A 20,417-nucleotide genomic window follows, 5' to 3' on the forward strand; every position below is an offset into this window, starting at 1 on the left:
GTTCATGACGAGAGGAGTCCCGATGGCCGCCTCGCCCACGCCCATGAAACCGGCGCACCAGAAGTCATGCGAATCCGCTTGCGCCGACGCCGTTTTCCCCCGCTGAAAGCACAGCTGACCATGTTTCCGACCACCCCGGCGGCGAGCGCGGCACTCGACGTTGCCACCCGGTACTACTCACCGGCACTGCTGAATCACTGCGTCCGCTCGTATCTGTGGGGAGCGACGTACGGCAACGCCCACGGCATCGCCTTCGACGACGAGCTCTACTACGTCTCGGCGCTGCTACACGACATCGGCCTCACCGACCCGTTCGACAGTCACCGGTTGCCGTTCGAGGAGGCCGGCGGTGACCTGGCATGGGTGTTCGCGGTGGCGGCCGGTTGGCCGACCGGTCGGGCAGCCCGAGCCAAGGAGATCATCGTGTTGCACATGCGCGACGACGTCGCGTCCGACGATGACCCCGAATCGCACCTCTTGCAGGTCGCCACCAGTTGGGATGTGGTCGGACGGCGGCCCGAGGAGTTCCCGGATCACACGCGGCAGCAGATTCTGGCGCGCTATCCCAGGGGCGATTTCGGTAGCGAGTTCCTGGCGTGCTTCGAAGATCAGGCTCGCCGCAAACCGGACGGGGCGGCTGCGGTGTCGATCGCCAGTGACGCCGCCGGCCGGATCAAAGCCAATCCTCTCGACGGGTAGCGCGGGTGCGGAACTGTTGACGGTCGGCCGCTACGCCGGCGGTGATACGCGCGTCAGCAACTCGTCGAGGGACTCCATGTCCAGGTACGCGACCACCTCGGTCACCCGGTCGTTCTGCATGGTCATGACCCAGTTGTACTCGTTGACGTAGGGCTTGCCGTCGAGTGCCGTGGCGGTCCCGCGCCACCGGGCCACCACCTGGTCGTCGGCGGCGATCAACTCGTGCACCTGCGCCTGGATCTGGCCGGTCAGCCGGTCCACGACGGGTTTGGCGCCACTGTCGAGGAACTGCTGGCGACTGGTGTACGTCGAGGGTGCGTCGGCCCGCGCAACGGTCCAGTGCACGTCATCGGCCAGGATCGCGTAGAAGGTGTCCGGTGCCCCCACTCCGCGGGTGAAGGCGTCCTGCACGATTGTCAGGTTGCGGTGTTCGGCGGTGTCGAAAGGCTCGGCCTGCGCGCTGGCGCATCCGCTGACAGCGGCGGCCGCACTCAGCAAGGCGACCGCCGCTCTGGTTGTCCATCGAGATGTGGTCATGGTTCAAAACGTACTGTCGTTCTGCACTTCTCAGGCAGGGTGCAGTAGTCCTAGGGTGCGTGCACCCGGCCCGGTTTTGCGGGGCGTAGCGGTCGGTATACCCTGGACGCCGTGAACATCGGTGTGCGTGCCAGCTATTGGCGCTTTATCAAGGCTCCGGGCGGAGCCGATAAAGCGCAGCGTTAAGCACGCATCCACCCGGAGCCCAGGCAGTGACCACCAGGTCGCTGCCTTTTGTCATTCAAGGGCGCCGGACTTCCACCTCGGTGCCCGTACCAGGAAGGCACCACCGTGAATCTGGCGCAGATCGCCGCCCCGAAGGTCACCTCCGACCGTCGGATCCAGAGTTTCAGCGAGATCCCCAGCCCGCATGACGTGTTGACCGAGTTCCCGTTGGGCGCTCGTCGTGCCGAGCGCGTGGCCCGTGACCGCGATGAGGTCGCCGACATCCTCGCCGGCCGTGACGATCGGCTGCTCGTCGTGGTGGGGCCGTGCTCGGTGCATGACCCGGCCGCGGCGCTGGACTACGCCAGCCGGCTGATCAAGGTCGCCGACGAGCTCAGCGACCGGCTCAAAGTGGTGATGCGGGTGTACTTCGAGAAGCCCCGCACCACCATCGGGTGGAAGGGTCTGATCAACGACCCGGGGATGGACGGGACCTTCGATGTGGCCCGCGGCCTGCGCACCGCCCGTCAACTGCTGCTCGACGTCATCGACATCGGTCTGCCCGTGGGGTGCGAGTTCCTGGAGCCCACCAGCCCGCAGTACATCGCCGACGCGGTGGCCTGGGGCGCCATCGGCGCGCGCACCACCGAGTCGCAGGTGCATCGTCAATTGGCGTCGGGTCTGTCGATGCCGGTCGGGTTCAAGAACGGCACCGACGGCAATGTGCAGGTGGCTGTCGACGGCGTGAAAGCGGCTGCGGCCCCGCATGTTTTCTTCGGCATGGACGATCTGGGTCGTGGTGCGTTGGTGAGCACAACCGGTAACGAGGACTGCCATGTGATCCTGCGTGGCGGCACGGACGGTCCGAATTACGATGCGGCGTCGGTGCGCGCGGCGGCGGGAACGCTGACAGCGGCCGGGCTGCCGGGCCGGGTCGTGATCGATTGCAGCCACGCCAATTCCGGCAAGGATCATCTGCGCCAGGCTCGAGTCGCCGCGGAGGTGGCGCAACTGGTGCGCGACGGGTTGCCGGTCAGCGGAGTGATGCTGGAAAGCTTCCTGGTGGCCGGGGCGCAGGCACCCGAAGCGCGTCCGTTGACCTACGGGCAGTCGGTGACCGACAAGTGCATGGACTGGAGTGCAACCGATTCGGTGCTGCGTCAGCTGGCTGCCCGCGGCTGAGTCCCGGCGACCACTGGGGGTGGGCGTCGCCGCGCAACTCACTCTCACCGGTCCGCTCGACCGACTAAATTCCGGGGTATGACACGGGTGAAGGTTCTGCTGCTGTGCCTGATCGCGCTGCTGCTGACGGCATGTGCGAGCAATCCGGACTCTCCCCACCCCGCGGGCGGCGGCATGGGTGACGGGATGGCCGGGCCCGTTCCGGCCGAAGCGCCCGCCCCCGAGGCGGCCACCGACAAACGGGATGTCGTGACCACCGCGTCGGTGCGGATGACGGTCGCCGATCCGTCTGCGGCCGCCGACCAGGCCGCGGTGATCGTCGAAGACGCCGGCGGGCGCGTCGACGGGCGCACCGAGGATTCCGGGTCGGGGACCGGGCGGGCGCAGACATCGGTGGTGTTGCGGGTGCCTGCCTCCGAGCTCGACGCTGTGGTGCGCGAACTCAAGAATCTGGGCACCGTCGAACTCGCCCAGACCACCTCAGAGGACGTGACTGCGCAACGCGTCGACCTCGATGCGCGGATCCGGGCGCTGCAGACGTCGGTGGACCGGCTACTGGCGATCATGCGTGACGCCGACGATCCCGACGCTCTGATCACGGCCGAGGACGCGTTGTCGCAGCGGCAGGCCGAGCTGGACAGTCTGCGGGCCCAGCGCGAGGCACTCGGCGACCGAATCGAGTTGAGCACCGTCGATGTCACCTTCGTCGCCGAACAGATCGGTGGGCCGGTTCCGCAGCAGTACCGGGGCTTCTTCGGTCAGGTCGAAAGAGGTTGGGATGCACTGGTTTCCGTCACCGGAAGTGCGGTACTCCTGTTCGGTCTGATGTTGCCGTGGCTGGCGGTGCTCGCCTTTGTGGCGGTGCTCTGCATCGGGCTGACCCGGTGGCTCGGCGGCAGGCAGAAGAACCGACCCACCGCCGTGGCCGTTGCCCCCGCGGCGGAGGGCGAGGGCGAGTCAGCAGGGGAACCCGGCAGCGAAAGATAGGGGCCAACGCCCCATGTGCGGCCACGGCGTCGCCGCCACCATCGGTACATGACCACAACACGAACCCCACGCAGTGCCGCCCAAGCGGTGGCGCACGCCCCCACACTGCCCACCGGGGCCGGCGAGAGTGTCACCGGCTTCGGAGTCATGGGCCTGCCGTTCGCCAACGGCCACTACCTGGCATTCCGCGATTTCCCGGCGGCGTCGTTCCTCCCGGGTGCCACGCCCGGCTACCGCACGGTCTGGCATCGCGACCCCACCGGCGTGTGGACGTTCTACGCCACCACCCCCGCCCAGACCAGCTGCGCGCGGTACTTCAGTTCGGCCACCAACGAGGCCCACCAGTGCCTGATCGACGCCACCTGGACCGACGACCACACCGTCGTCATCGAGGTCCCGGAGATACTGCACTGGACGGTGCAGCTGGGGCACACGCCGGCGTCCACCGCGCTCAGCTGGGTGGGGGAGCGGCTGCCGGAGCGGGTGTGGACGGACCCGCGCGCGCTGGGCGTCATCGGCCGCGTGGCGGGGCCGTTGCTGCGCACCGGTGAACTTCGCCTGGCCGGGACACTGCCCAACGGTCAGCACTACCGGATCGCCCCGAAGCTGATCTGGACTGTCACCAGCTCCCGTGCGCAGCTGTTCGGTGAGGATCTCGGTCCCACGGCGGCACTGCCGGTCCAGGCCCGGCTCGGCAACTTCCGGCTACCGCAGCGCGGCGTCGCGGTGGTGGGCCAGGGACGTTTTGATGCATTCGACCCGCTTCGGCACGTTTCCGCCGAAATCGGCGTGGCGGGCCGGTAACCGCTGCCACACAGAAGCGCCCGGCTTCGCGGGAAGCCGGGCGCCCGATCAGGTGGTGGTTGCGCTCACGCGGTGCGACGAATACCGCGTTTCAGCAACAGTTCACGCTCGGACTCGGACAGGCCACCCCAAATGCCGTAGGGCTCTCCCACTGCCAGAGCGTGTGAACGGCACTGAGCGATGACGGGGCAGCGTCGGCACATTTCCTTGGCACGCATTTCACGCTGTGCCCTGGCCCGGCCGCGCTCGCCGTCGGGGTGGAAAAACATCGAAGAATCGACGCCCCGGCAAAGTCCCTGCATCTGCCAATCCCAGATGTCGGCGTTGGGGCCAGGTAGCTGCTGCGGCTGTGGCATTTGGAAAACCCCTCTCTCCGCGCATATTTGATAACGCGTGAGTTGTGGAACCGATCCGAGTGCTGTCGCCGATGACTACTCGTGAGGACAAAGTAGGGGCGCTTAGGAAACTCCGTCAATAGCCTAAGCATGTGCTCAATGACATAGCGGGGGCTCAAGAATTTACACCGCGTTCATCCTTGAGCGTGTTAAGCGACCGAAACCGTGGTAAGAGCGCAAGGTCAGAGGCCATTCTCGGGCAAAATCCGCAGTTCGGATTCATTGGCGTCACCGGTGGATTTCCTAGCGCCCGGCAGGCAGTTGATCTGCCGTTAACGTGCCGACGACAAATTGTTAACCAAAGGGCCGTTGAAACGATTTTCACGCCGCTTTGGCCGAGCCTTCTCGAAGATTGATAGCGTGCCGCCGGTGACCTCGCAATTCGGACGCCCAGCGGTTGCGGCGGCCCTGGAGGCGGCTGCGTTCGGTGAATCCGGGCAGTGCTGGCCACTTCCCTCGGCGACGACGCCGACCGAGCTGTGGTGGCGGGCCGTCGCCGCCGGCGGCCAAGGGCGATACGCCGTCGCGCACGCCGACCTGGCTCGACTTCGCCGGACGGCCCGGCCCGAGTCGGCCTTGTCCTCGCTTGCCTGCAGCACCACGGCGTCGTTGTGGCGGCAGCTGGGCTGGCACGCGCGGGCGCGGCACTGGGACGGCCTGGCATTGCGGTGGGCCGGTCAGGACGTCCAGGCCCGTGCCGACGCGGTGGTGGGGCTGGCGGCCGATGCGCTCGGGATGGGCCGCTTCGGAATTGCCGAGACGTTGTTGGATGCCGCTGGCGAGCTCTCGTCGGGTCCGCCGCGCCAGGCCGTCCGGCTGGCGTGGGTCAGAGCCGAATTGGCGATGGCGCGCGGCGACGGAGCCGAGGCGGTCCGTTACGCGCGGGCCGGGGTCGAGCGGGCCGCCCGCGGCGGGGTCTCGCCGCGGCATCGCACCAAGAGCCACATCGTGTTGGCTGCCGCACTGTGTACCGATGCGCAGCTGGACGAGGCGCGCACGGTCGCCGATGCGGCGCTGGCCGAGACAGAGCGGTGGGGCCTGCTGCCCCTGCGGTGGGCGGTGGCGAGCCTGCTGGCCGGTATCGGGAGCGGCACTCACCCGCAATCGCAGGTCAGGAGCATTCGGGAGGATGCTGCGGCCCTCATCGAATATCGCGGAGGGCTCTTCGAGCGGTGATCACCGGCGAGTGTCGATCAGGGCGACGCGCCGGGGTGCTGGCGCCCGCCGGACGCCGGTGCGGGGTGCCGGTCGCTATTGTTTAGCAGAGCCAATCAGCCGGGAGACCTCCGGTTCGTAACGTTGGAGATATCGCCGTCGATGACAATTCCAGGAGAACGTCTCGACGCCGTCGTTGCTGACGCGGTGGCCGGTGATCGGAATGCGCTCCGGGAAGTGCTGGAGACCATCCGTCCGATCGTCGTCCGCTATGTGCGGGCACGCATCGGGACCGCGGAACGCAGCGGTCTCTCAGCTGATGACGTGGCTCAGGAGGTGTGCTTGGCCGCCATGCAGGCGCTGCCGCGATACCAGGATCAGGGACGACCCTTCCTGGCCTTCGTGTATGGCATTGCAGCGCACAAGGTAGCTGACGCACACCGTGCGGCCGGCCGGAACAAGGCTGACCCCACCGATGTCGTGCCCGAGCGATTCAGCGTCGACGCCGGTCCTGAACAGCTGGCGATGAACGCCGATTCGGCCGCGCGGATGGAAGCCCTGCTGAAGGTCCTCCCGGAGAAGCAACGCGAGATCTTGATTCTTCGTGTGGTGGTCGGGATGTCCGCCGAAGAGGTTGCTGAGGCCGTGGGCAGCACCGCAGGCGCGGTGCGCGTGGCGCAGCACCGCGCCCTGGCGCGATTGAAGTCCGAGATCACGGCGACGGGATACGACTATGCCTGATTTCGGAAGGCGGGGTGCCGGCGATCCAGAATCGCTGGACGCCATCGCCCACAGTGATCAACTGCTCGATGCGCTGGCCGGTCAGTACCGGGTTCGGCCGTCGGATGCCGGTGAAGCCGAACTGCTTTCGCTGCTCGAGGGCTGGCGCGACGGGGTGCGCCGGCCGCCGGCGACGAATCTGATCAGCGAGCACGACGCCATGATGGCGTTGCAGCGCGGAGTGTCTGCCCGCCCGACCGCCCCCAAGGGCACCCGCCGCCATCTCGCGGTGGTGGGCTCGGTGGCCGCGGCGGTGATGTGTATCGGTGGGTTCGGTGCGGTGGTGGCCGGCTCGGGTCCGGGTGACTCGCTCTACGGCATGCGGACCGCCCTGTTCGGTGAACCGCAGTCCGTGCGTGACGACCGGGTGGCGTTGGCGGCGCAGACCGAGATGGCCGAGGTGCAGCGCCTGATCGACCAGGGCGACTGGGCACAGGCCCAACAGAAGCTGGAGACCGTCACCACGGCGGTCGCCGGTGTCGAGGACACCACTCGCAAGCAGGAACTGGTCAACGAATGGCATGAACTCAACGTCAAGGTCGAAACCCGTGACCCGGCGGCCACCTTGCCGCCGCCGGCGCCGGGTGACCCGTCGCTGACGTTGCCGCTTCCCGCGGTGGAGGTCACCCCGCCGTCGGAAACGTCGTCGGAGACGACGCCGCCGTCCGAGACCACCTCGGGTGAGACGACGGCGCCGACCGAGACCACGACGCCGGGGGAGACCACGACGCCGGCCGACACGACGGCGCCAACGTCGTCGGTGGATGCCCCCGCACCCACCAGCACCACGGCACCATCGCCCACTCCGTCGTCTGCGCCGAGCACCACCGCCCCGACGACCACCAGCCCGACCACGACAGCACCCACGACCACCACCACGTCGTCCTCGGTGCGGACCACCACCACGACGGCTCCGACCACCACGACCACGACGACCACCACCACGACGGAGGCCGCGGCCGAGGCGCCGTTGCCGTCGACGGTGGCGCCGAGTTCAACATTGGTGGAGGCGGAAACCGAGACGGTGCCGACCGTGGAAGAGGAAGCGCCGGTGCAGCAGTCGCCGGTGACGGTGACACCGACCACCACAACCGTGCCGGGTGGGCCTCTGATTCAACTGCCGATTCCTGGATTCAACTGACGGCTCGGGATCGAGCGTCAGTTGAATTCGGGGTCAGCTTTCAGCGATATCCATCACTGTCGGAGGTCGCTTCGTTGAGCGACGCATCGGCGTAGCCGCGGCAGTAATCCCACGTGACGTAGGAGTCGGGCTCGGGATCGTAAGCCGGCTCGTGCGGGCGGACCGTGCCGTCGATCAGCAGCTGCAGCAGGTTTGCCCGCAGCATGTCCCAGTCGTGGTAGTGATCCTGCTGGCATTCGTCACAGCAGACGACGAGACCGCGAATTCCCTTGTGCGCCAACAGCGCCTCGTAAACCGCGAGGTCCGCCAGGTCAGCCTCGACGGCCGTCCGTTCCTGCGGGTCGAGCGGTTGCCCAGGCTCGATCGCATCGAGGGCCGCCGACGGGTCTGCGGGGTCATCTGCGAAGGGGTCGGGCGGCAAACCCGGCGGGAGGTGGTCGCGCACGCCTCTACAGTACGCAGCCGTGCTGCTATCGCGCTAGCTGATCCTTACCTGCGCAAGTGGCATGCCGGGCTCCCGGGGGCGTCCAGATCGGTCCGGCGAGCCGATAGGATGGGTTCCTCACTCCGCATTGTTCGTGGAGGCACTGCTGTTGTTGGAGGCCCCACTGATGGTTCGACCAATTTCCGATGTCGAGGTCAACGCCACACCCGCGTTCTACGAGGATCGCGTGCCCACCGGCGGCGACGATCCCAACAAGGTCGCCATGCTCGGTCTGACCTTCGACGACGTGCTGCTGCTCCCGGCCGCCTCGGACGTCATTCCCGCCACGGCCGACACCTCCAGTCAGCTCACCAAGAAGATCCGGCTGCGCGTGCCGCTGGTCAGCTCGGCCATGGACACCGTGACCGAAGCGCGGATGGCGATCGCCATGGCCCGCGCCGGCGGTATGGGTGTGCTGCACCGCAACCTGCCGCTGACCGAGCAGGCCGCCCAGGTCGAGACCGTCAAACGCTCTGAGGCCGGCATGGTGACCGACCCGGTCACCTGCACGCCGGAGAACACGCTGGCCGAGGTCGACGCCCTGTGTGCGCGCTTCCGGATCTCGGGTCTGCCCGTGGTGGACGGCAGCGGTGCGCTCGTCGGGATCATCACCAACCGCGATATGCGGTTCGAGGTCGACCAGAACAAGCCCGTCGCCGAGGTGATGACCAAGGCGCCGCTGATCACCGCCCGCGAGGGCGTCAGCGCCGATGCGGCTCTGGGACTGCTGCGGCGGAACAAGATCGAGAAGCTGCCGATCGTCGACGGCAACGGCAAGCTGACCGGCCTCATCACGGTGAAGGACTTCGTCAAGACCGAGCAGCATCCGCTGGCCACCAAGGACAGCGACGGCCGGCTGCTCGTCGGTGCCGCCGTGGGTGTCGGCGACGACGCCTGGTTGCGTTCGATGTCGCTGGTCGACGCCGGGGTGGACGTCCTGATCGTCGACACCGCGCATGCCCACAACCGCCGGGTGCTCGACATGGTGGGCAAGCTCAAGGCCGAGGTCGGCGACCGCGTACAGGTGGTGGGCGGCAATGTCGCGACCCGCAGCGCAGCACTGGCGCTGGTGGAGGCCGGAGCCGACGCGGTGAAGGTCGGTGTGGGGCCGGGTTCCATCTGCACCACGCGGGTGGTTGCCGGTGTGGGCGCACCGCAGATCACGGCCATCCTGGAAGCCGTCGCCGCCACCAAGCGCGCCGGGGTTCCGGTGATCGCCGACGGCGGCCTGCAGTACTCCGGCGACATCGCCAAGGCGCTGGCCGCCGGCGCGTCCACCGCGATGCTGGGCTCGTTGCTGGCCGGCACCGCCGAGGCCCCGGGCGACCTGATCTTCGTCAATGGCAAACAGTTCAAGAGCTACCGCGGCATGGGATCGTTGGGCGCCATGCAGGGCCGTTCGAACGGGGGGAGTGCCGGCGACCGCGGCTCCTTCTCCAAGGACCGCTACTTCCAGGACGACGTGCTGTCCGAGGACAAGCTGGTGCCCGAAGGCATCGAAGGCCGTGTCCCGTTCCGCGGACCGCTGTCGACGGTCATCCACCAGCTCACCGGCGGTCTGCGGGCCGCCATGGGGTACACCGGCGCGGCCACCATCGAGCAGTTGCAGCAGGCGCAATTCGTGCGGATCACCGCGGCGGGCCTCAAAGAGAGCCATCCGCATGACATCACGATGACCGTCGAAGCGCCGAACTACTACTCGCGCTAGGGGTCGCATCAATATGCGTGACATGGTTGAAATCGGCATGGGCAGAACAGCCCGGCGGACGTACGAACTCGATGACATCAACATCGTGCCGTCGCGGCGCACCCGCTCGAGCAAGGACGTGTCGACGGCGTGGCAGCTCGACGCCTACCGGTTCGAGATCCCCGTGGTCAGCCATCCCACCGACGCGCTGGCCTCCCCGGAGTTCGCCATCGAGCTGGGCCGTCTCGGCGGTCTCGGCGTGCTCAACGGTGAAGGCCTGATCGGGCGGCATGCCGATGTGGAAGCCAAGGTGGCGCAGGTGGTCGAGGCGGCGGGCAAGGAGCCCGAGCCGTCCGCATCGATTCGGCTGTTGCAGCAGTTGCACGCCGCACCGCTGGATCTCGATCTGCTGGGTGCGGCCGTCGCGCGGGTCCGCGAAGCGGGTGTCACCACCGCGGTGCGGGTGAGCCCGCAGAACGCCCAGGCGCTGACCCCCACCCTGGTGGCCGCCGGGATCGATCTGCTGATCATCCAGGGCAGCATCATCTCCGCGGAGCGGGTGGCCTCCGACGGTGAACCGCTGAACCTCAAGACATTCATCTCCGAGCTCGACATCCCGGTGGTGGCCGGCGGCGTGCTGGATCACCGGACCGCGCTACACCTGATGCGCACCGGCGCCGCGGGTGTCATCGTCGGCTACGGCTCCACCTGGGGCGTGACCACCAGCAACGAGGTGCTCGGCATCAGCGTGCCGATGGCCACCGCGATCGCCGACGCGGCTGCGGCCCGGCGCGAGTACCTCGACGAGACCGGCGGCCGCTACGTGCACGTGCTGGCCGACGGCGACATCCACACCTCGGGCGAGCTGGCCAAGGCGATCGCCTGCGGCGCCGACGCTGTGGTGCTGGGTACGCCGCTGGCGGCCTCGGCCGAGGCCCAGGGCGACGGCTGGTTCTGGCCGCCCGCTGCGGCGCACCCGTCGCTGCCCCGCGGCGCCCTGCTGCAGGTCGCCGACGGGGAGCGGCCGTCGCTGGAGCAGGTCCTCAACGGCCCGTCTGATGATCCGTTCGGCACGCTGAACCTGGTCGGCGGTCTGCGCCGGTCCATGGCCAAAGCCGGCTACTGCGACCTCAAGGAATTCCAGAAGGTCGGCCTGGCCGTCGGTTCCTGACCCCGCTCTCCTGGCCCGCGCCCTGGCCCGCCACATATGTGTGTGCCACGACGGCCAGTCGGCGTGTCGGGTAGTAAACCCGCATATATGTGGGCCGGCTGGGCGTCGGCGCCGCCACATATGTGTGTGCCACGACGGCCAGTCGGCGTGTCGCGTCGTAATCCGCATATATGTGGCGACTCGGCAACGATGTTAGGCAACCCTCACTAGCTTGTTACCGGCCGGTAAGTTCATACTGTGGCCATGGCTCCTGATTACGACGTGCTGGTCATCGGGTCGGGGTTCGGCGGAAGCGTCACGGCGCTGCGGCTGACCGAGAAGGGCTACCGGGTCGGCGTCCTCGAAGCCGGCAGGCGGTTTGCCGATGAGGAATTCGCCAAGACCTCGTGGAACCTCCGCAAATTCCTCTGGGCCCCACAATTCGGGTGTTACGGCATCCAGCGCATCCACCTCCTGCGTGACGTCCTCATCCTCGCCGGAGCAGGTGTCGGCGGCGGGTCGCTGAACTACGCCAACACGCTGTACGTCCCGCCGGACCCGTTCTTCAACGACCCGCAGTGGAAGGCCATCACCGACTGGCGATCGGAATTGATGCCGCACTACGAGCAGGCCCAGCGCATGCTCGGCGTCGTCACCAACCCGACGTTCACCGACGCCGACCGCATCATGAAAGAAGTCGCCGATGACATGGGCGTCGGCGACACCTTCGTGCCCACCCCGGTGGGCGTGTTCTTCGGGCCCGACGGCACCAAGACCCCGGGCAAGCGGGTGCCCGATCCGTACTTCGGCGGTGCCGGACCTGAGCGCACGGGCTGTATCGAGTGCGGGTCCTGCATGACGGGCTGCCGGTACGGTGCCAAGAACACGCTGTTGAAGAATTACCTCGGTCTCGCGGAATCCGCTGGGACGGAGATACATCCGATGACAACCGTGACCAGCCTGCACCAGCGCGGCGACGGGCTCTGGGAGGTGCAGACCGTCCGCACCGGCAGTCGCATTCGCCGGCACAAGCGCACCTTCACGGCCAACCACGTCGTGCTGGCCGCAGGCACGTTCGGCACCCAGAAGCTGCTGTTCAAGATGCGCGACACCGGCACGCTTCCGAAACTGTCCGAACGGCTGGGGGTGCTGACGCGCACCAACTCCGAGTCCATCGTGGGGGCCGGCCGGCTCCGGGTGTCCGACGATCTGGATCTCACCCACGGTGTGGCGATCACGTCGTCGATCCATCCGACGCCGGACACACACATCGAGCCATGCCGCTACGGCAAGGGCTCCAACGCGATGGGTCTGCTGCAGACCCTGATGACCGACGGCAACGGTCCGGATGGCACCGACATCCCGCGGTGGAAGCAGTTGCTGCACAACGCAGCTGAAGATCCGCGCGGGACTCTGAGGTTGCTCAACGCGCGTCGCTGGAGTGAGCGGACGATGATCGCACTGGTGATGCAGCACCTCGACAACTCCATCACCACATACACGAAACGCACCAAGTTCGGGAAACGCCGATTGACCAGCAAGCAGGGCCACGGCGAGCCGAACCCGACGTGGATCCCCGTCGGCAACGAGGTGACCCGGCGGATCGCCAAGAAGATCGACGGTGTGGCCGGCGGCACGTGGGGCGAGATGTTCAACATCCCGTTGACCGCGCATTTCCTCGGCGGTGCCCCCATCGCCGCGGATGCCGAACACGGTGTCATCGACCCCTACCACCGGGTCTACAACTATCCGACGCTGTATGTCACCGATGGGGCGGCCATCTCGGCGAATCTCGGAGTGAACCCGTCGCTGTCCATCACCGCTCAAGCCGAGCGGGCGGCGTCGCTGTGGCCCAACAAAGGGGAGGACGACCTGCGTCCGGCCCAAGGCGAGCCCTATCGTCGGCTGGCGCCCATCGCGCCGCGCAATCCCGTCGTACCCCACGACGCACCAGGTGCGTTGCGGCAGTTGCCGATCGAACCGGTGACCTCGGCCGGCTGACTGGCCGACGTCTCACCTGTGCTGCAGCGCCCTGTTTCCTTCCCCTGGACCGGGACGCGCCGGTCAGCTCTTGAGTCGGTGCCGCATGGGTTCACACCCCGGCGGCTGGTGCGGTGCGGGCAGCAGCGGGTGGCGCCGCTTGATGGCCACGGTGGTGGGCCCGTCGGTGCTGAGCCGTAGGTCCTCTCCGGCGTGCCGGATGCTGAGCGCACCGTGCGGACCGTCTCGCAAGGTGTAGGTGACGTCGTCGTGGGTGACGTCGACGGTCAGGCGGAAGTCGCGCCAGCGCAACCGGAATCGCAGGCGCCCGATGCCGTCGGGCAGCTGCGGGTTGAGCGACAGCACGCCTTCGTCGTCACGCAACCCGCCGAATCCGCCCACCAGCGCCGTCCAGCCGCCGGCCAGTGATGCCATGTGCAGGCCGTTGCGGGTGTTCTTGTGCAGGTTGCGCAGATCGATCAGCGCGGCCTCGTAGGTGTAGTCGTGTGCAAGTTCGAGGTGCCCGACGTCGGCGCACATGACCGCTTGCGTGCACGCCGACAGTGAGGAATCACGCGTGGTGCGCCGTTCGTAGTAGTCGACGTTGCGCGCCTTCTGCTCCTCGGTGAACGCGTGGCTCTGCCATTGCATTGCCAGCACCAGGTCGGCCTGCTTGACCACCTGCGACGGATACAGCCGCACGTACGGCTGGGTCAGTAGCAGCGGATAGCTGGCGTCGGCGTCGAAATCCCACTCCCGCAGTGTGGTGAAGCCGTCGTGTTGTTGATGCACACCCAGTTCCTCGTCGAACGGGATGTGGGCGGCCCCGGCGGCATCGCGCCACGCGGCAGTCTCCTCGTTGGTCACTCCGAGGTCGTGGGCGGCATCGGGGTGACGCAGGCAGGCCTCGGTGGCCGCCCGCAGATTGCCCGCCGCCATCAGGTTGGTGAACACGTTGTCGCGCACCACCGCGGTGTACTCGTCGGGGCCGGTGACCCCGTCCAGATGCCAGACACCGTGTCTGTCGTGGTGGCCCAGCGACATCCACAACCGGGCGGTCTCTACCAGTACGGTCAGCCCGCACTCGCGTTCCAGCGAATCATCGCCGGTGACAAGGCGATAGCGCTCGAACGCCATCGCGATATCGGCGTTGACGTGCCAGGCCGCCGTGCCTGCCGGCCAGTAGGCCGAGCACTCCTCGCCCCGGATGGTGCGCCACGGAAACGCTGCCCCCTTCAGGCTCAAGGTCTTTGCCCGTTCCTTGGCGAGATCCAGCGTGCTTGCCCGCCAACGTAATGCGTCGGCGGCGGCGGACGGGACGGTGTAGGTGAGCACCGGAAGCACGAAACCCTCGGTGTCCCAGAAGGCATGTCCGTCGTAGCCGTTGCCCGTCAACCCCTTGCCCGGGATCGCGCGGCGCTCCGCGCGGGCGCTGGCCTGCAGCACGTGGAACAGGCCGAACCGCACGGCTTGTTGCACGTCGGCGTCACCTTCCACTTCCACGTCGGCGCAGTCCCAGAAGTCGTCGAGATACTCGCGCTGAGAATCGAGCAGGCCCTGCCACCCGGCGTAGCGGGCGCCGGTGATCGCCCCGGACACCTGGTCGCGCAGAGCCGGCCGCGACCGCAGGCTGGACCAGCCATAGGCCAGATACTTGGTGATGCGCAACTTCTGGCCGGGGCGAAGCCCACAGATCACCGTGGTGCGGGCCAGATCCTCGTGCGCGTCGGTGGCGGTCTCGACCCGGCCCGGAACGTCGATGTCGTGATCCATCGCGGCGGCCATCATCAGTCCGCTGCCGCGGGTCTGGTGCACCAGCAGCGCCATCAGATCGGTGTTTTCGTGGTGGACCGCCTGCAGCGGGTCCTTCAACGCGGCCGAGACGCGCGGGTCATCCTCGGTGTCGGGTTGGTCCTCGTTGGTGACCAACTCGGATTGCACTGTGACACGCACGAATTCGTCGACGGCCTCGACGATGTACTCGATGGCCGCCACGCTGCGGTGCACCAGCGACACCAGCCGCGTCGAATGCACTTTGACCTGTTTCCCGGCGGGGGAGCGCCAATGTGCTTCGCGGGTAAGGGTTCCCGCGCGCAGGTCGAGGGTGCGTTCGTGCGACAGCAGCTCCCCGTAGCGCACGTCGAAGGGCTCATCGTCGACGAGCAGCCGGAACAGCTTGCCGTTGGTGACGTTGACCAGCGTCTGGCCCGCTTCGGGATAGCCGAATCCGGCTTCGGCGTAGGGCAGCGGGCGAATCTCGAAGAACGAGTTGAGGTAGGTGCCGGGTAGGCCGTTCGGTTCGCCCTCATCGAGATTGCCTCGCAGACCGAGGTGGCCGTTGGACAGAGCGAACAGTGATTCGGCTTCGTCGAGAAGATCGAATTCGAGTCGGGTTTCACGGATGTGCCAGGGGTCGACGGGAAAGATGTCCTGGCTGATCACTGGGCTGCCGTCTCGAGCAGCTGGGCGAGGTCGGTGACGACGATGTCAGCGCCGTGGCGTCGGAGGGCGTCAGCTTGATCGAGGCGGTCCACACCGACCACTATGCCGAAGCCGCCGGCCCGACCGGCCTCGACGCCGGCCAGGGCGTCCTCGAAAACTGCGGCGTCAGCGGGCTCGGCGTCCAGTAGTTGGGCGGCCCGCAGGAAGGAGTCGGGGGCCGGTTTGCCGCGGATGTTCTCGTCGCGCATCGTCACTCCGTCGACGCGGACGTCGACGAATCGGTCCAGTCCGGTGAGCTCGAGGACTTCGCGGGTGTTGGCGCTGGAGGACACCACCGCGATGGCGAAGCCGGCGTCGCTGACCGTCTGCAGGTAGCGCCGGGAACCCTCGAACACGGTCACACCATCGGTGTGCAACGTCTGCTGGAACATGTCGTTCTTGCGGTTGCCGAGTCCATGCACCGTCTCGGCGTCGGCGCTGTCGCCGGTGCCGCCTTCGGGCAAGGTGATTCCCCGGCCGGCCAGAAACGACCGCACGCCGTCTTCGCGCTTCTTGCCGTCGATGTAGGTGCGGTAGTCCTCGGCCGGGTCGAAGGGCACGAACTGCTGTCCCGTGCGGGCCGCCCGGGCGCGCAGGAAATCGTCGAACATCCTCGTCCAGGCCTTGGTGTGCACGCTGGCGGTGTCGGTGAGGACGCCGTCGAGGTCGAACAGGCAGGTGCGTACGTTCTCCGGTAATCCGAACACGACATCAGACGTACCCGATCCGCACGTGCGGCATGTGTGTCGTCGGTCGCGCCGGCCCTTCCGCCCCGGCGCCTCGTGCCTCGCACCGGCTCGTTGACCGGGCCCGACTAGACTGGCCCAGTGGCAGATCATCCCTCCCCACGCCCTGTGCTCGTCATCGACTTCGGTGCGCAGTACGCGCAGCTGATCGCTCGTCGTGTCCGCGAGGCGCGGGTGTTCTCCGAGGTCCTCCCGCATACCGCGACGGTCGAGGAGATCAAGGCCAAGGACCCGCAGGCGATCGTGCTCTCGGGTGGCCCGTCCAGCGTGTACGCCGAGGGTGCGCCGCAGCTCGATCCGGCGATGTTCGACCTCGACGTGCCGGTGTTCGGTATCTGCTACGGATTCCAGGCGATGGCGCAGGCGCTCGGCGGTACCGTCGCGCACACCGGCACCAGCGAGTACGGCCGCACCGAACTGAATGTCGTTGGTGGCGATCTGCATTCGGGTCTGCCGGAGATGCAGCCGGTCTGGATGAGCCATGGGGATGCCGTCACCGAGGCGCCCAGTGGGTTCGATGTGGTGGCCAGCAGTTCCGGGGCGCCGGTGGCGGCGTTCGAGAACCGGGCCCGCCGGTTGGCCGGCGTGCAGTATCACCCCGAGGTGATGCACAGCCCGCATGGCCAGCAGGTGCTGAGCCGGTTCCTGCACGAGTTCGCTGGGATCGGCGCCAAGTGGACGGCCGCCAACATCGCCGAGACGTTGATCGAGCAGGTCCGTGACCAGGTCGGGGACGGCCGTGCCATCTGCGGGTTGTCCGGTGGGGTGGATTCCGCGGTGGCCGCGGCGTTGGTGCAACGCGCCATCGGTGACCGCCTGACGTGTGTGTTCGTCGATCACGGGTTGCTGCGCGCCGGTGAGCGAGATCAGGTGCAGCGCGATTTCGTCGCCTCCACCGGGGCCAAGCTGGTGACCGTCGATGCCGAGGCCACGTTCCTGGAGAAGCTGTCCGGGGTCACCAATCCCGAGGGCAAGCGCAAGATCATCGGCCGCGAGTTCATCCGGGCGTTCGAGGGTGCGGTCCGCGATATCGTCGAGGACGGCGGCCCGGAGGTCGACTTCCTGGTGCAGGGCACGCTGTATCCGGACGTCGTCGAATCCGGCGGCGGGTCCGGGACCGCCAACATCAAGAGCCATCACAATGTCGGCGGCCTGCCCGACGATCTGAAGTTCAAGTTGGTCGAACCGCTGCGCCTGCTGTTCAAAGACGAGGTGCGCGCCGTTGGCCGTGAGCTCGGCTTGCCCGAGGAAATCGTTGGGCGCCAACCGTTCCCGGGCCCCGGTCTGGGTATCCGCATCGTCGGCGAGGTGACGGCGCAGCGGTTGGACACCCTGCGGCGGGCCGATTCCATCGCTCGCGAGGAGTTGACCGCGGCCGGTCAGGACGCGCAGATCTGGCAGTGCCCGGTGGTGCTGCTGGCCGACGTGCGCTCGGTCGGTGTGCAGGGCGACGGACGCACTTACGGGCATCCGATCGTGCTGCGCCCGGTGTCCAGCGAGGACGCCATGACCGCCGACTGGACCCGAGTGCCCTACGAGGTGCTCGAGCGGATCTCGACACGCATCACCAACGAGGTGCCCGAGGTCAACCGCGTGGTGCTGGACATCACCAGCAAGCCGCCGGGCACCATCGAGTGGGAGTGATCAGTCCGGCTCGTCCTTCTCGATGAACTCGGCCAGCAACTGGCTGACGAGTGCCTCGATGGTGCTCTCGATCGAATGAGCCAAGGTGGCGGTCACCGAGGCCACCGCCTGGGTACGAAAACGCACCAGCATGGTGACCAACTCGGCCACCTCGGTGTCGTCGGGCAGTGACTTCCCGGGGGTGATCTTCGGCAGCACGTGCGCGGCGCCGGCCTGGACCAGGATGCGGCTGATCTCGGCGATGTGCGGCAGCACCTGCTCGTGGACGTCGATCAGGGTGTCGTAGCTCACACCGAACCCGCGCATCTCGCGGAAAGCTTCGATCAAAGCCGGCCGCATCACCGTCACGTCGTCGCCGTCGGTACGGAGCAGACCCACCGACAGCAGGCGGTCGAACGCCGCCGCGTCGTCGATCAACGCCAGCGCCTGCGCCCTTGGCATGGTCTGGGGTTTCTCCGCGGCCCAGGTGCCGACGATCGCCGATTCCAGGCCGAGCACCGCGCCCAGGTCCTTGCCCTGCTCCCAGGCGCTGAGCATCTCGTCGACATGGGCCAGGTTGTAGCCGCGTTCCAGCATCGAGGTGATCAGGCGTAGTCGGGTGAGGTGGGTGTCGTTGTAGAGCGCGATCCGGCCGACCCGCATCGGCGGGTGCAGCAGCCCGCGGTCGCGGTAGACCCGGATGTTGCGGGTGGCGGTGTCAGCCAGCCGGGCCAGCTCCTCGACGCGGTACTCACCCGAGGAACCCGTTGCGGCGTCCGGGGAGGAGACCACCGCGTGGAAGAGCTGGGACACCGCGTTCTCGACGACGTCACGCGACTGTCGCCCGAGCCGGCGCGGCGCCCGGCGCAGGTTGTGCAGGATCGTGCCGACGGGCCCGGACGGCTGTTTGGGCGCCATCAGGCCGAGGAGTGAACCAGGGCGCTCCGGGTCACCATGCTCACCGCCGTGTAATCGCTGCGCCGGAAATCCTGCATCTGTCGAAGATACTGGGTGGCGAAGCCGGGGTACATCGACGCGTTGACGCCGTCGGCGGTCAGATACCAGCTGGTGCAGCCGGACATCCACGTCGTCTTCGTCAACCGCCGTTGGAGCGTGGCGTTGTGGCGTTGCTGCACTTCGGCGCGGACGTCGAGATAGCGCAGTTTCTCGCCGAGAATGGTGGTGATGGCGCGGGTGGCGTACTCCAGCTGGCCTTCGACGTAGACCAGCAGCGAGTTGTGTCCCGGCCCGGAGTTGGGGCCGGTCATGACGAACAGGTTGGGATAGCCGTGGACGTTGATGCTCTTGTAGGCCTGCGCGCCACCGGCCCACTCCTGCGCGAGGGTCCGACCGCCGATGCCGAGCACCGGAAACGGTGGTCCGGTGAGATGGACGTCGAAGCCGGTGGCGACGACGATGCAATCGAGGTGGTGTTCGATTCCGTCGCTGGTGCGGATGCCGACGGGACTCATGGTGGCGATCGGCCAGTCGATGAGCTTGCAGTTGTCCCGTTGTAGCGCGGGGTAATAGTCGCTGGACATCAGCATCCGTTTGCAGCCGGGGGTGAAGGCCGGGGTGAGCTGCCGGCGCAGCCAGGGATCTTTGACGGCGTGGCGCAGATGGAGCTTGCCGAGGCGAGCCACCAGCGCGGTCAACGGGGTGTTCCACACCAGTGCGGTGGCGCTGGCTTCGTGTCCCCAGTACAGCGCCCGGCGCGCAAGTTGTTGTGTGGCCGGCGCTTTGGCGAACACGGTGCGGGCGAGCTTCGGGGTTTGGATGTCCAGCCGCGGCAGCACCCAGCCCGGGGTCCGCTGGAACACCTTGACGAACTCGGCCTGTTTGACCAGTTCGGGCACGATCTGCACGGCGCTGGCGCCGGTCCCGATGACCCCGACCCGCTTCCCGGTGAAGTCGTAGTCGTGATCCCAGCGGGCGCTGTGGATGACCGTCCCACGGTAGGTGTCGATACCGCGGATGTCGGGCAGTTTGTGGTCCGGTAGCGGACCCGATGCCAGCACCACGGTGCGGGCACGAAAGGTTTTGCGCTGGTCGGTGTTCGCGGTCCACACGCCGGTGTCCTCGTCGAAGGTCAGTCCGGTGAGTTCGGTGTTGAACCGGATGTGTTTCCGCACGCCGAACTCGTCGGCCATGGCCTCGATGTGGGCGCAGATCTCGGCTGCCCCGGAGTAGGTGCGTGACCAGTTCGGGTTCGGGACGAACGAGAACGAATAGAGCACCGACGGGATGTCGCACGCCGCGCCGGGGTAGCTGTTGTCGCGCCACGTACCGCCCACCCGGTCGCTGCGCTCCAGGAGCACGATGTCCTCGACGCCTGCTTGGCGCAACTTGGTCGCCGCGCCGATGCCGGTGAAACCCGCGCCGATGATCAGGGTGTCGTGAATCGGGTTGCGTGCCATGATG

General features: G+C 67.4%; 18 protein-coding genes. 11 read left to right on the forward strand and 7 right to left on the reverse strand.

Features of this window, described 5'->3' with window-relative positions; all coding sequences use genetic code 11:
* The first annotated feature begins 120 nt into the window (after positions 1 to 120).
* On the forward strand, positions 121 to 699 hold the full coding sequence (locus tag NL241_RS08845; RefSeq protein WP_494397319.1) for an HD domain-containing protein: 579 nt from the start codon (positions 121 to 123) through the stop codon (positions 697 to 699).
* Positions 700 to 729: 30 nt separating this feature from the next.
* On the opposite strand, the gene NL241_RS08850 is transcribed toward NL241_RS08845, so the two are convergent.
* Entirely contained in the window at positions 730 to 1,236 is a 507-nt protein-coding gene (locus NL241_RS08850) for a nuclear transport factor 2 family protein (protein WP_494397320.1), read from the reverse strand.
* Between the two features lie 291 nt (positions 1,237 to 1,527).
* Between NL241_RS08850 and NL241_RS08855 the strand changes: the two genes are divergently transcribed.
* The 3 genes from NL241_RS08855 to NL241_RS08865 all read left to right on the forward strand — a co-directional run bounded on the left by NL241_RS08855 (position 1,528) and on the right by NL241_RS08865 (position 4,374).
* Positions 1,528 to 2,583: a 3-deoxy-7-phosphoheptulonate synthase gene (locus NL241_RS08855; RefSeq protein WP_494397321.1), complete on the forward strand. Its 1,056-nt coding sequence runs from the start codon at positions 1,528 to 1,530 to the stop codon at positions 2,581 to 2,583.
* A gap of 117 nt (positions 2,584 to 2,700) precedes the next feature.
* A complete protein-coding gene (locus NL241_RS08860; RefSeq protein WP_487691449.1) occupies positions 2,701 to 3,570 on the forward strand; it encodes a DUF4349 domain-containing protein in 870 nt (289 codons plus the stop codon).
* A 48-nt stretch (positions 3,571 to 3,618) separates the two neighbouring features.
* Positions 3,619 to 4,374 (forward strand): hypothetical protein, encoded by a 756-nt coding sequence (locus NL241_RS08865; RefSeq protein ID WP_494397322.1) that lies wholly within the window; start codon positions 3,619 to 3,621, stop codon positions 4,372 to 4,374.
* A gap of 65 nt (positions 4,375 to 4,439) precedes the next feature.
* Here NL241_RS08865 and NL241_RS08870 read toward each other — a convergent pair whose 3' ends face one another.
* Positions 4,440 to 4,730, reverse strand: a complete 291-nt coding sequence (locus tag NL241_RS08870; protein ID WP_099023226.1) for a WhiB family transcriptional regulator — start codon at positions 4,728 to 4,730, stop codon at positions 4,440 to 4,442.
* A gap of 408 nt (positions 4,731 to 5,138) precedes the next feature.
* Here NL241_RS08870 and NL241_RS08875 point away from each other — a divergent pair, with 408 nt between their 5' ends.
* The 3 genes from NL241_RS08875 (at position 5,139) to NL241_RS08885 (ending at position 7,845) form a co-directional block, all read left to right on the forward strand.
* Entirely contained in the window at positions 5,139 to 5,945 is an 807-nt protein-coding gene (locus NL241_RS08875; RefSeq protein ID WP_494397323.1) for a tetratricopeptide repeat protein, read from the forward strand.
* Positions 5,946 to 6,086: 141 nt separating this feature from the next.
* A complete protein-coding gene (locus NL241_RS08880; RefSeq protein WP_487691006.1) occupies positions 6,087 to 6,665 on the forward strand; it encodes a sigma-70 family RNA polymerase sigma factor in 579 nt (192 codons plus the stop codon).
* The gene (locus NL241_RS08885; protein WP_487691008.1) at positions 6,658 to 7,845 is read left to right on the forward strand and encodes an anti-sigma-D factor RsdA; all 1,188 of its coding nucleotides are present in this window, start codon (positions 6,658 to 6,660) and stop codon (positions 7,843 to 7,845) included. The genes NL241_RS08880 and NL241_RS08885 overlap by 8 nt, the downstream gene beginning before the upstream one ends.
* A gap of 40 nt (positions 7,846 to 7,885) precedes the next feature.
* On the opposite strand, the gene NL241_RS08890 is transcribed toward NL241_RS08885, so the two are convergent.
* A complete protein-coding gene (locus NL241_RS08890) occupies positions 7,886 to 8,290 on the reverse strand; it encodes a DUF5319 domain-containing protein (protein WP_068915726.1) in 405 nt (134 codons plus the stop codon).
* A 166-nt stretch (positions 8,291 to 8,456) separates the two neighbouring features.
* Between NL241_RS08890 and guaB the strand changes: the two genes are divergently transcribed.
* From guaB to NL241_RS08905, 3 genes are all read left to right on the forward strand, one after another.
* Entirely contained in the window at positions 8,457 to 10,037 is a 1,581-nt protein-coding gene (gene guaB, locus NL241_RS08895; protein ID WP_494397324.1) for an IMP dehydrogenase, read from the forward strand.
* A 22-nt stretch (positions 10,038 to 10,059) separates the two neighbouring features.
* Positions 10,060 to 11,187, forward strand: coding sequence for a GuaB3 family IMP dehydrogenase-related protein (locus NL241_RS08900; RefSeq protein ID WP_487691012.1), 1,128 nt, complete (start codon positions 10,060 to 10,062; stop codon positions 11,185 to 11,187).
* Between the two features lie 243 nt (positions 11,188 to 11,430).
* Positions 11,431 to 13,167, forward strand: coding sequence for an FAD-binding protein (locus tag NL241_RS08905; protein ID WP_494397325.1), 1,737 nt, complete (start codon positions 11,431 to 11,433; stop codon positions 13,165 to 13,167).
* A gap of 63 nt (positions 13,168 to 13,230) precedes the next feature.
* On the opposite strand, the gene NL241_RS08910 is transcribed toward NL241_RS08905, so the two are convergent.
* A complete protein-coding gene (locus NL241_RS08910) occupies positions 13,231 to 15,588 on the reverse strand; it encodes a glycoside hydrolase family 65 protein (protein WP_494397326.1) in 2,358 nt (785 codons plus the stop codon).
* Positions 15,585 to 16,334, reverse strand: a complete 750-nt coding sequence (locus NL241_RS08915; RefSeq protein WP_487691017.1) for a beta-phosphoglucomutase family hydrolase — start codon at positions 16,332 to 16,334, stop codon at positions 15,585 to 15,587. Before NL241_RS08915 ends, NL241_RS08910 begins: the two co-directional genes overlap by 4 nt.
* Positions 16,335 to 16,454: 120 nt before the next feature.
* Here NL241_RS08915 and guaA point away from each other — a divergent pair, with 120 nt between their 5' ends.
* The gene (gene guaA, locus NL241_RS08920) at positions 16,455 to 18,017 is read left to right on the forward strand and encodes a glutamine-hydrolyzing GMP synthase (protein ID WP_487691018.1); all 1,563 of its coding nucleotides are present in this window, start codon (positions 16,455 to 16,457) and stop codon (positions 18,015 to 18,017) included.
* Here the strand turns inward: guaA and NL241_RS08925 are convergent, their stop codons facing one another.
* Entirely contained in the window at positions 18,018 to 18,914 is an 897-nt protein-coding gene (locus NL241_RS08925; protein WP_494397327.1) for a MerR family transcriptional regulator, read from the reverse strand.
* The gene (locus tag NL241_RS08930; RefSeq protein ID WP_494397328.1) at positions 18,914 to 20,413 is read right to left on the reverse strand and encodes a flavin-containing monooxygenase; all 1,500 of its coding nucleotides are present in this window, start codon (positions 20,411 to 20,413) and stop codon (positions 18,914 to 18,916) included. Before NL241_RS08930 ends, NL241_RS08925 begins: the two co-directional genes overlap by 1 nt.
* Between the last annotated feature and the right edge of the window lie 4 nt (positions 20,414 to 20,417).

This window comes from Mycolicibacterium sp. SMGY-1XX, assembly GCF_059132455.1.